The organism is Escherichia sp. MOD1-EC5950, assembly GCF_002965345.1.
Classification (GTDB): domain Bacteria; phylum Pseudomonadota; class Gammaproteobacteria; order Enterobacterales; family Enterobacteriaceae; genus Escherichia; species Escherichia marmotae.
Map to the genome: position 1 here is coordinate 45,702 of NZ_PTSR01000012.1, position 10,774 is coordinate 56,475.

Annotated in this window: 10 protein-coding genes and 2 pseudogenes; 4 read left to right on the top strand and 8 right to left on the bottom strand. The window is 50.4% G+C overall.

The window, feature by feature from the left end:
* The first annotated feature begins 123 nt into the window (after positions 1-123).
* Positions 124-1,506 (top strand): phenylalanine transporter, encoded by a 1,383-nt coding sequence (gene pheP, locus BEA93_RS13515; RefSeq protein ID WP_000786335.1) that lies wholly within the window; start codon positions 124-126, stop codon positions 1,504-1,506.
* A gap of 96 nt (positions 1,507-1,602) precedes the next feature.
* Here pheP and ybdG read toward each other — a convergent pair whose 3' ends face one another.
* The 5 genes from ybdG to BEA93_RS13540 form a co-directional block, all read right to left on the bottom strand.
* Positions 1,603-2,850 (bottom strand): mechanosensitive ion channel YbdG, encoded by a 1,248-nt coding sequence (gene ybdG / locus BEA93_RS13520; RefSeq protein ID WP_001153127.1) that lies wholly within the window; start codon positions 2,848-2,850, stop codon positions 1,603-1,605.
* Between the two features lie 107 nt (positions 2,851-2,957).
* Positions 2,958-3,611 (bottom strand): oxygen-insensitive NAD(P)H nitroreductase, encoded by a 654-nt coding sequence (nfsB, locus tag BEA93_RS13525; RefSeq protein ID WP_105224669.1) that lies wholly within the window; start codon positions 3,609-3,611, stop codon positions 2,958-2,960.
* 92 nt (positions 3,612-3,703) lie between these two features.
* Positions 3,704-4,072, bottom strand: coding sequence for an MmcQ/YjbR family DNA-binding protein (locus tag BEA93_RS13530; RefSeq protein ID WP_000360970.1), 369 nt, complete (start codon positions 4,070-4,072; stop codon positions 3,704-3,706).
* A gap of 64 nt (positions 4,073-4,136) precedes the next feature.
* A complete protein-coding gene (locus BEA93_RS13535) occupies positions 4,137-4,385 on the bottom strand; it encodes a DUF1158 domain-containing protein (RefSeq protein ID WP_105224668.1) in 249 nt (82 codons plus the stop codon).
* Positions 4,386-4,450: 65 nt separating this feature from the next.
* Positions 4,451-5,569, bottom strand: a complete 1,119-nt coding sequence (locus BEA93_RS13540; protein ID WP_000056358.1) for a YbdK family carboxylate-amine ligase — start codon at positions 5,567-5,569, stop codon at positions 4,451-4,453.
* 58 nt (positions 5,570-5,627) lie between these two features.
* Between BEA93_RS13540 and BEA93_RS25310 the strand changes: the two genes are divergently transcribed.
* A complete protein-coding gene (locus BEA93_RS25310) occupies positions 5,628-5,789 on the top strand; it encodes a hypothetical protein (RefSeq protein WP_061090776.1) in 162 nt (53 codons plus the stop codon).
* Here the strand turns inward: BEA93_RS25310 and BEA93_RS26220 are convergent.
* Positions 5,782-6,049 (bottom strand): annotated as a pseudogene (locus BEA93_RS26220) (hypothetical protein). The gene BEA93_RS25310 and the pseudogene BEA93_RS26220 sit on opposite strands and share 8 nt — an antisense overlap.
* Between BEA93_RS26220 and BEA93_RS13550 the strand changes: the two are divergent.
* Positions 5,982-6,167 (top strand): annotated as a pseudogene (locus tag BEA93_RS13550) (Hok/Gef family protein); the annotation flags it as partial. The pseudogenes BEA93_RS26220 and BEA93_RS13550 overlap by 68 nt on opposite strands.
* 125 nt (positions 6,168-6,292) lie before the next feature.
* On the opposite strand, the gene entD reads toward BEA93_RS13550, so the two are convergent.
* The gene (gene entD, locus BEA93_RS13555) at positions 6,293-6,913 is read right to left on the bottom strand and encodes an enterobactin synthase subunit EntD (protein ID WP_105224677.1); all 621 of its coding nucleotides are present in this window, start codon (positions 6,911-6,913) and stop codon (positions 6,293-6,295) included.
* Between the two features lie 174 nt (positions 6,914-7,087).
* Complete coding sequence (fepA, locus tag BEA93_RS13560; RefSeq protein ID WP_001034945.1) at positions 7,088-9,328, bottom strand: siderophore enterobactin receptor FepA; 2,241 nt, start codon at positions 9,326-9,328, stop codon at positions 7,088-7,090.
* A 243-nt stretch (positions 9,329-9,571) separates the two neighbouring features.
* On the opposite strand from fepA, the gene fes reads away from it, so the two are divergent.
* Positions 9,572-10,774 (top strand): enterochelin esterase, encoded by a 1,203-nt coding sequence (fes, locus tag BEA93_RS13565; protein WP_001515944.1) that lies wholly within the window; start codon positions 9,572-9,574, stop codon positions 10,772-10,774.

Below are 10,774 nucleotides of genomic sequence, written 5' to 3' on the forward strand. Positions count from 1 at the left end.
TTTTTGTCGGCAATTTGCATAAGAAAAGGATACCCGGTTTAACTGTGTGGATTGTATCTTGCGACGACCAGCACTAAATGTTAAAAGATGCCCCTCATTAAAAAAGACACACAGGGGAAAGGCGTGAAAAACGCGTCAACCGTATCGGAAGATACCGCGTCGAATCAAGAGCCGACGCTTCATCGGGGATTACATAACCGTCATATTCAACTGATTGCGCTGGGCGGTGCAATTGGTACTGGTCTGTTTCTTGGCATTGGCCCGGCGATTCAGATGGCGGGGCCGGCCGTGTTGCTGGGCTACGGCGTCGCCGGGATCATCGCTTTCCTGATTATGCGCCAGCTTGGCGAGATGGTGGTTGAGGAGCCGGTTTCCGGTTCGTTTGCCCACTTTGCTTATAAATACTGGGGACCGTTTGCAGGCTTCCTTTCCGGCTGGAACTATTGGGTAATGTTTGTGCTGGTGGGAATGGCAGAGCTGACCGCTGCGGGCATCTATATGCAGTACTGGTTCCCGGATGTTCCAACGTGGGTCTGGGCCGCCGCCTTCTTTATTATCATCAACGCCGTTAACCTGGTGAACGTGCGCTTGTATGGCGAAACCGAGTTCTGGTTTGCGCTGATTAAAGTGCTGGCGATTATCGGCATGATCGGTTTTGGTCTGTGGCTGCTGTTTTCTGGTCACGGTGGCGAGAAAGCCAGTATCGATAACCTCTGGCGCTTTGGTGGTTTCTTTGCCACTGGCTGGAACGGGCTGATTTTGTCGCTGGCGGTGATCATGTTCTCCTTCGGCGGCCTGGAGCTGATTGGGATCACTGCCGCTGAAGCGCGCGATCCGGAAAAAAGCATCCCGAAGGCGGTAAATCAGGTGGTTTATCGTATCTTGCTGTTTTATATCGGTTCGCTGGTGGTATTACTGGCGCTCTACCCGTGGGTGGAAGTGAAATCTAACAGTAGCCCGTTTGTGATGATTTTCCATAACCTCGACAGCAACGTGGTGGCTTCTGCGCTGAACTTCGTCATTCTGGTGGCATCGCTGTCAGTGTATAACAGCGGGGTTTACTCTAACAGCCGGATGCTGTTTGGCCTTTCCGTCCAGGGTAACGCACCGAAGTTCCTTACCCGTGTTAGCCGTCGCGGCGTGCCGATCAACTCGCTGATGCTTTCCGGGGCGATCACCTCACTGGTGGTGTTGATCAACTATCTGTTGCCGCAAAAAGCGTTTGGTTTGCTGATGGCACTGGTGGTGGCAACCTTGCTGTTGAACTGGATTATGATCTGCCTGGCGCATTTGCGTTTTCGTGCAGCGATGCGACGTCAGGGGCGTGAAACACAGTTTAAGGCGCTGCTCTATCCGTTTGGCAACTATCTTTGCATTGCCTTCCTCGGCATGATTTTGCTGTTGATGTGCACGATGGATGATATGCGCTTGTCGGCAATTTTGCTGCCGGTGTGGATTGTGTTCCTGTTTGTGGCGTTTAAAACACTGCGCCGGAAAGCGAAATAATAGTGTAGGTCGGATAAGGCGTTCACGCCGCATCCGACAAAATGATGTCAACAATTTGAAGCCGCTCTCATCCATTCGATGAGAGCGGTTTTTTAATTACTGCTTAAATGCTTCTGCCAGGGAGCGAATATCATTGCTGGTTGGTGACTGATGAAGTCGCAGACCAAACTCTTCGACGATGGCAAATATGTGGTCGAATATATCAGCCTGAATGCTTTCATATTCCAGCCACACCACAGTATTAGTAAACGCATAGATCTCAAGCGGTAAACCATTATCGCCGGGAGCTAACTGGCGCACCATTAAGGTCATATCTTTACGAATCCGCGGATGATTGCGTAGATATTCGTTCAGATAGGCGCGAAACGTTCCAATATTGGTCATTCGGCGCAGGTTTAATACTGACTCCGTAGAACCTTGCTGGCGATTCCACTCGTTAATTTCCTGATGGCGGCTGGTTAAATAGGGTTTCAACAAATGCGCTTTATTCAGCCGCTGCATTTCGGTTTCATCAAGAAAACGAATACTGGTGACATCAATACTGATGCTGCGTTTAATACGTCGACCGCCAGAGGCTGACATCCCGCTCCAGTTTTTAAAGGAGTCGGATACTAACGACCAGGTGGGAATAGTGGTAATGGTATTATCCCAGTTACGCACTTTGACGGTAGTTAAGCCGATATCGATCACTGAGCCATCCGCGCCGTATTTTGGCATCTCCAGCCAGTCGCCCAGTTTCAACATATCGTTCGCGGAAAGCTGAATCCCTGCAACCAGACCAAGAATCGGATCTTTAAACACCAACATCAGTACGGCAGCCATCGCGCCAAGACCACTGATCAGAATTGCCGGTGACTGACCAATCAGCAGTGAGATCATTAATATGCCGACCAGAATCGCGCCGATCAGTTTGATCCCCTGAAATATCCCTTTTAACGGCAACTGTTTTGCCGCCGGGAATTTCTGAGCCAGATTTAAAATAACATCCAGCAGGGAGAAGACTGAAAGCAGCGCATACATCATGATCCACAACTGCGCACAGGTGGTCAGGATATCAGCCGCTTCGGTGCCTTTTTGCAGCCAGAATACCGCCTGAATATTGACGATAATCCCCTGCAGGGTAAAAGCTAAACGGTGGAAGAGTTTATTCTGGGTAATGATTTGCAACCACAGCCGTGAGCTGGCGATGGCGCGTTTTTCGAAGGTACGCAGTACCACCCAGTGCAAAATAATATGCACTATTACGGCGGTCAGAAAAATAATACCGAAAATCATCACCATTGAAGTGGTGTGATCGATCTCAATACCCGCTAAATCTTCAACCTGGGATATTAAATCCTGCATAACGTCTCCTTTATACAACAGCGGCCTATGATGACGGGTGAAAGGGGGTTATGCAAATAAGTAAAATCTGAGGATAAATAGCCGGGCGGATGCCCGGCAAGGGAGAATTACACTTCGGTTAAAGTGATACTTTGTGGCAGACGAGATTTTGGCAGGGTAGCGTTAAAATCTTCGACGCTATGATGACCCACCGGAACGATCACCAGACTGGTGTAGCCTTTCTCTTTCAGACCAAATTCTTCATCGAGGATCGCGGCGTCAAAACCTTCGATTGGCACCGCGTCCAGACCCAGTGCCGCAACGCCCAGCAGGAAATTACCGACGTTGAGATATACCTGTTTTGCCATCCACTCTGCATCATCTTGCAGATCTTTACGGTGCATATCCGCGAAGAATTTGCGGCCTTTATCGTTCGCGGCTTTCGCTTCCGGCGTGGCAAAGCGGCCATCAGCATCTTCCTGGTCAACAACCAGCTTCAGCCAGGCATCGTCCATTGCGGTTTTCGCGCAGAACACCACGACGTGCGAGGCATCAAGTATTTTACGTTCGTTGAACACGTAATTATCGGCAGCGGATTTGGCGACACGCGCTTTGCCTTCTTCAGTGCTGGCAACGATAAAATGCCACGGCTGGGAGTTGGTGCTGGAAGGGCTGTATTGCAGCAGGTTTTTGATCTGCTCCGCCTGTTCTGGGGTAAGTTTTTTGTTGGCATCGAATGCCTTAGTGGAATGACGCTTTAAGGCGACAGAAATAATATCCATAAAGACTCCTTGTGAAAGACATTTGTGTGCCAGCAGATTACAAGGATCGAAGTAAAATGGTAAGCGAGAAAAATGCTCTATAGATTTACGTTTTAGCCTGGGCGCAGTCTTTTTTGATCGCGTTTGGCTAAGCCATCAACCACTAAATTCCATGAATCGTTGATCAGATCGCGAAGTAACGCTTCGGAGATTTCCTTGCCGGGATACACCGAAATCCAGTGCTTTTTATTCATGTGATATCCAGGCTTAATGTTCGGATATATCTGCTGATTTAACAGGGATTTTTGTGGATCGGACTTCAGATTTATGAAGGGGACGCCGCGCAGTTCTGACGACAGCATAAAAATCTTGCCGCCAATTTTAAAAACATCAAACTCCGGGCCAAACGGCCAGCAAAGCTCGACGAAAGGCAGCTCAAGCGCCAGGCGTTTCGCCGTTTCAAGCAGTGATTGCTTATCCATAAACTTTCCTTAAGGCGAAGGAGAATAAGCAAAGTATGCCGCGAACCGCGGCGATAATCGATGTTTAATCCGCCAGCGAGAACCAGCGTCGCCAGATAAATCTAAGAATAAAATATTCAATAGCGCCCAGCACTAAAAACCACAGACAAAATAACAAAGTGTAAAGCTGACTCAGATCCATCAGATGGAACGTGGCCATCAGTTTCTGTGCCAGCGTCAGCCCCAGCGCGGGGGCGGGCAGCAGCAGGCAAGAGAGGAAAGCCATCAACAAAATGCCTGCTGCGGCGGCCAAGGTTTCTAAAGGATGTTTCATAACATTGTTAAATGTAAGTTAAAACACCATTGTCAGGGATATTCTTCTGTAAGGCAATTCCCGACTTAGTCTCCGGCCCAAATCTCACAATGCTTTTTCACCAGCCCAATCAGCGAGCCGCCATCGGCAACGAAATCACGCATCAACTGTGCTTCATTCAGACCGCTGGCGACCTGGCGATGTAGGGCCTCAACCGCACTCGACGCACCAATTTTATGCGCAGAAGGGGCGATTTTTTCCAGCAATCGTAAGGTGTCTTCTGTTAGTGGCCGACGATCGCCGGTGTGTGGATCGGTAACAACGCCTTCCAGACCATAGCGGCAGGCCTGGAAACGGTTGAACTTATACAGCAGATAATCCTTTTCCTGATGCTTAAAAGGGCGTTCCGTCAGCAGCCAGTGAGCGGTGGACTGAATCAATCCCGCCATATTTATCGCATGGCTAAGGGTTAACGGGGTATCCATCACCCGAACTTCTACTGTGCCAAAATGAGGGCTGGGGCGAATATCCCAGTGCAAATCTTTAATGCTGTCGATCATCGTGGTGTAACTCAGGCAGCGAAACAGGGCTTCGAATTGCTGCCAGTTACTGACCCACGGCATCGGGCCATTATCGGGAAAGGCGGAAAAGATATTTGGCCGTGAGGAGACAAAATGGGTATCTGTTCCCTGCATATACGGCGACGCGGCAGAAAGGGCGATAAAGTGCGGCACAAAGCGCGATAAGCCGTGTAGCAAATAAATGGCGTCATCGCCACTGGCGCAGCCAACGTGAACATGCTGACCAAAAACAGTCGCCTGCTGAATGAGATAACCAAAGTGTTCCAGCGTCCGCTGATAGCGTGCGTTATCGCACACCTCCTGACGCTGCCATTTCTGAAATGGGTGCGTACCGCCACCGCAAATTTCCAGATGATTCTCCGCCGCAGCTTGCAGAACGACTTTCTGCATTGCTGAAAATTGCCCGGCAGCCTGGTTGATATCACGGCAAACACCAGTTGCCAGTTCCAGCATACTTTCGGTGATATCGTGCTTCACTTCCCCGGCGCTAATCTCACTTTTTACCGCATCAATTAGCGTTGAAGAGTCCTGACTAAGATCATAGCCCGGCGGATTAACCACCTGCATTTCCAGCTCAATACCGAGGGTAAAAGGTTCAGAAATATGAAAATCGGGTAATGACATAGGTTTCTCTTATGTGGGCGTTTTCGTTTCAGTATAGAAGTGGGCGCGGCTGGGCGAGATGCGGAAGTTCTGGAATGTTTCTTTTTTTGGTGATGATGAACCGATTGCTACTGAAGCAATTTGGCTACTTTTGCAATGTGACAAGTTATGGCTGAGCTGGCTGGTGGCGAAGAATTTTGACGATTGGGGCGTACAGAAAAACTGGCTCAGCTTCAGTTGATCTGATGAATTGTGGAAAGCCCGAAACAGGATTTACTGTATAAACAAACAGTTATTTTGCTAAGGAAGGGTAAGATAACCGCGGGTGCCTGAAGCTTTCCGGTTTCAGGTTTACTCTGAGGTCTGGAAAGATGAAGCCCAGGAGATATTTCTATCAACCCTGGGGCTACCTACCCAAACCTGAACAATTTGGATGCTAGTCCCTTCTTCGCATGGAGGCAATATAAACACGCTGACGAAATATGCCCTTGTGGCAGTCATAGTACTGTGTTTGACGGTACTGGGATTTACGCTTCTGGTCGGAGACTCGCTGTGTGAGTTCACCGTAAAGGAACGTAATATTGAGTTTAAGGCTGTTCTCGCTTACGAACCGAAGAAATCGCCGCTGTGCGGGGAGAAATCCCTGCATATCCGGTTGTCAGGTCAGGAATGGTAGGGCACCTGCTTTACACTTTCGCCCGCGTTCAGTGATGGCTGCGGGCGAGCCACAGCAAGAGTTATCCATTAATCGTGTTGGCACAGCGTTATGATGTGTTTTCCTCTTATCTGCCAGTGCACAGCAAAAATCTCGTCCTCCCAACGAATAATGATTCGCTGTTTATTCCAGTTAACCACCTGATAATTTAGAAATCCTGCGTCGGTCTGTATCTTGCTTGCCTTAAATGCACTCTCTTTTGCTGAAAATGCCAGTGTAAGTGCCACAGGGAAAGGTAAATTGCAGCCTGTAATAAACTCGCGTTCAGTGGGGGTAATGATGTTATCTGTCAATTCTCTGGCTGTGTGTGCAGAAAAAATTTCTTCGATATCCACACCAATCGGTTGGTGAGAGACGATTGCTATAGCCGTATCCCCGCAGTGACTAATACTGCCGTATAAGCCCGTAGGCCAAAGTGGTTGGCGATGTTCACCGATTGCGGGCACACATTTATAGCCATATCCCCGCAACGCATGAACAGCAGCAATCCGCCCGGCTAAATGTTCGGCTTTGCGTTTACGTCCGGCATGTTGCAGTTGTGCGTAATGCGGCAGCCAGAACAAATCCTGCTCGTGAAAACTTGCAGGATCGAACTCAACAATGTGCAGCGTATGTCCGGCAAAGGGAAGGGAGGTATGCGTGGTTTTCATTTCGCCCATATTAGAGACTGATGACAAACGCAAAACTGCTTGATGCGCTACGCTTATCAGACCTACGTGGTTCTGCAATATATTTGAATTGGCAAGATTTTGTAGGCCGGATAAGTCGTTCACGCCGCATCCGGCATGAACGACACGCCCTTTGTCAACAATCTGACGTTAGTATCAGAAGTGAGTATTAATGCTCATATACCATGTCCGTCCTGGTTCGTTATAGGTATACGCGCCAGCACCTGCGATATAGTTCGCACCGGCAAGATCACCCGTGGTCTGGGCATTCCCTTCACGCCACAAACGCTTGTCGAACAGGTTATCCACGCCGCCAGTCAGACTGACGTTCTTCGTCACGTCCCAGGTCGCACTCAGGCCAACAATACTGTACGGGCTAATCTCTTTGGTTTCCGGGCCAACCGCTGGCTGGCCTTTGTAGTTATATTTCTTCGGCTGCTGTTTGCCATACCAGGTGAAGGTGGTTTGCATCGACAAATCTTCCCGCGCCTGCCAGCTCAGCGTTGAGTTCAACGTATATTCCGGGATGATCGACAAACGGTCTCCCGTGGTTTTGTTTTCACTCTTCAGCATATAAGTGATGTTGTTGGTCCACATCACCGTCTCGCTAACCGGCACGTTTAACGATCCTTCCAGACCTTCAACCACCGCTTTCGGCACGTTATCCCACTGATAGAGATCGGTGCCTGCCGCATTTTTCCCTACAGCCACATAGCCCGCTTCAATCTTGTTGCGATAGTCGTTACGGAACCAGGTCACGCCCGCCAGCCAGCCGTCGCGTTTGAATTCCAGACCAATCTCTTTGTTGATGCTGGTTTCTGCTTTCAGGTCATCGTTACCTTGTAAATAGCAGCCGCCTGCGCTGGCATAGCAGCCCTGACCTTTACTGTAGAGAATGTAGTTCGGGTTAGTCTGATACAGGCTCGGCGCTTTATAGGCGCGTGCGATACCCATTTTCAGCGTGAAGTCATCGCCTAAGCCTTGCGATACGTTTAACGCCGGGCTCCAGTTATTACCGACAATGCTGTGATGATCGAAACGCAGCCCCGGCGTTACGATGGTGCTGTCGGTCAGTTCTATATTGTCTTCTGCAAACAGCGAGAAAATTTCTGCTTTTGAATATGGGCTACGGTCGGTGGCACTCACACCATCAATAGCACCGCCGGTATTCGTTCCGGTCAGCGCTTGGGTGTTGGAACTCAAGTCCTTCATCCGCTGCTGATTCCACTCCGTACCCAGCGTCAGCGTCTGGTTAACGAAGAAATCAATCGGCAGGTTAACTTCGCTATGCAGCATCACGTCATCGAGATCGATATCGACGAAATCCTGCGTCGCTTTTTCGTTAAATTTTCCTTCGGTGCCGCCCGCCAGACCTTCCGGGATACGCGAGTTACGGGTGTGTTCATACTGCACCCAGTTGCTGGTGGTCACGCCGTTATCCCAGCCGCCGTTCCAGGTCAGTGAGTAGTTCTGGCGATAGAGACGGTTGGTTTCATCGCCGTATTTAGAGCGAGTGTAAGCGTCAGAGTTGGTGTTCTGGGTATCGCCCGCATACAGGTTGCCCTGGCGGCTGTAACCTGCTTCCAGTTCCAGCGATTGCAGCGGTGCGAAGTCCCAGCGAACTACGCCGTTAATGTCTTTGTTGATCACCCCTTCGCGCCCGGCTGGTAGGGTAGTTGCATAGGTTCCTGCACGTGCGGACTGATGACCTTTGTTAATATCCCACGCGTCGGCCTGCGTTTTGTCGAGGTTGCCGTACAAACGGAAGCTGAACTCGTCGCCCAGTGGACCGGTGAGGCTGAAGTTGGTGCGTTTGGTGGCACCTTCCTCTTTATGTTCAGGGGCATTGAAATAAGCATCCCAGGAACCGTGCCACTCGCCACTGCCTTTTTTGGTGATGATGTTAACCACGCCACCTGCCGCACCGTTACCGTAACGGGCCGCCGCCGGACCACGCAAAACTTCAATACGTTCGATCATCTCAGGTGGCACCCAGGAGGTATCGCCACGGGTATCACGCTCACCGCGCCAGCCCTGACGCACCGAGTTGCGGCTGCTGACCGGTTTACCGTCAATCAAAATCAGGGTGTTTTCCGGACCCATGCCGCGAATATCAATCTGGCGGTTATTACCGCGCTGACCGCTGGTGGAGTTACCCGTCAGGTTTACGCCTGGCATGGTACGGATGATTTCCGATACATCGCGGGCCACCGGGTTTTTGCGGATTTCATCTGCGGTGATGGTCGAAACGCCGGGAGCCTGCAAGTTCTGCTCGGCGGCGGTCACGACAATGGTATCGTCCTGTGAAACAGGGGTATCGGTTGGCTCTTGTGCCTGCGCTACTCCATAAATCCCCAGATTGACCAACAAGGCCAGGGAATGAATCTTCTTGTTCATTGTTTTTTTCCTGCATTTTTGCCACGAATTCCAACGGTCTAAAGAGACGTAAGCTGGATTGATGTCGCCCGTCACTGCGAAAACCTTTGATTCCTGAAAGACACGCAGTGCAGTTGGTTAATTAATGCCCGCGCTTGACATAGCGCGCCAATACGCTATTGCAAATGCAAATAGTTATCAATAATATTATCAATATATTTCTGTAATCAATGAAAAAATTCACAATAAACATAAGGTTATGATGTGACGGCGTTAAAGGTGGGAAGTGATAGCTGGTGGCAGTCGAAACATGGCCCGCAATGGCAGCGTCTTAATGACGAAATGTATCAGGTCACTTTCTGGTGGCGTGACCCACAAGGTTCTGAAGAACGCTCAGCGATAAAGCGCGTATGGGTCTATATCACTGGTGTTACCGATCATCATCAGAACAGCCAGCCCCAGTCGATGCAACGCATAGCAGGCACCGATGTCTGGCAGTGGACGACACAACTTAATGCCAACTGGCGCGGCAGCTACTGTTTTATTCCCACCGAACGTGCTGACATTTTTTCTACACCATCACCAGATCGCCTCGAATTACGCGAGGGATGGCAAAAATTACTCCCTCAGGCGATAGCCGATCCGCTGAATCCGCAAAGCTGGAAAGGAGGGCGAGGGCACGCTGTTTCCGCACTCGAAATGCCGCAAGCGCCCCTGCAACCTGGTTGGGATTGCCGGCAAACGCCAGAAAATTCAGCCAGGGAAATTACCTGGAGAAGTGAACGGCTGGGAAATTCACGCCGTGTATGGATTTTTACCACCGGCGATGTACCAGCCGAAGAGCGTCCGTTAGCCATTCTGCTCGATGGTGAATTTTGGGCGCAAAGCATGCCCGTCTGGTCGCCGCTGACTTCGTTGACCCGCCGTCAGCAACTTCCACCTGCTGTGTATGTGTTGATCGATGCCATCGACACCGCGCATCGTGCACGCGAACTTCCGTGTAATGCTGATTTCTGGCTGGCAGTACAGCAAGAGTTATTACCCCTGGTGAAAGCCATTACCCCTTTCAGCGATCGTGCTGATCGTACCGTGGTCGCCGGGCAAAGTTTTGGCGGCCTTTCAGCACTGTATGCCGGACTGCACTGGCCTGAACGTTTTGGCTGTGTATTAAGCCAGTCGGGATCGTACTGGTGGCCGCATCGGAGTGGGCAGCCGGAGGGGCAACTGATCGAACAGCTTAAATCAGGCGATGTTAGTGCTGAAGGCTTGCGCATAGTGCTGGAGGCCGGGATTCGCGAACCGGTGATTATGCGAGCTAACCAGGCGCTGTATGCACAATTACAGACCACACAACAATCCATTTTCTGGCGTCAGGTTGACGGCGGACATGATGCGCTTTGTTGGCGCGGCGGTTTGATGCAGGGGCTAATCGACCTCTGGCAACCGCTTTTCCATGACAGGAGTTGA

Coding starts and splice junctions, on each gene's coding strand:
- ybdG (WP_001153127.1), bottom strand. CDS start 2,850: ATGCAGGATTTAATATCCCAGGTTGAAGATTTAGCGGGTATTGAGATC.
- nfsB (WP_105224669.1), bottom strand. CDS start 3,611: ATGGATATTATTTCTGTCGCCTTAAAGCGTCATTCCACTAAGGCATTC.
- BEA93_RS13530 (WP_000360970.1), bottom strand. CDS start 4,072: ATGGATAAGCAATCACTGCTTGAAACGGCGAAACGCCTGGCGCTTGAG.
- BEA93_RS13535 (WP_105224668.1), bottom strand. CDS start 4,385: ATGAAACATCCTTTAGAAACCTTGGCCGCCGCAGCAGGCATTTTGTTG.
- BEA93_RS13540 (WP_000056358.1), bottom strand. CDS start 5,569: ATGTCATTACCCGATTTTCATATTTCTGAACCTTTTACCCTCGGTATT.
- BEA93_RS25310 (WP_061090776.1), top strand. CDS start 5,628: ATGCGGAAGTTCTGGAATGTTTCTTTTTTTGGTGATGATGAACCGATT.
- entD (WP_105224677.1), bottom strand. CDS start 6,913: ATGAAAACCACGCATACCTCCCTTCCCTTTGCCGGACATACGCTGCAC.
- fepA (WP_001034945.1), bottom strand. CDS start 9,328: ATGAACAAGAAGATTCATTCCCTGGCCTTGTTGGTCAATCTGGGGATT.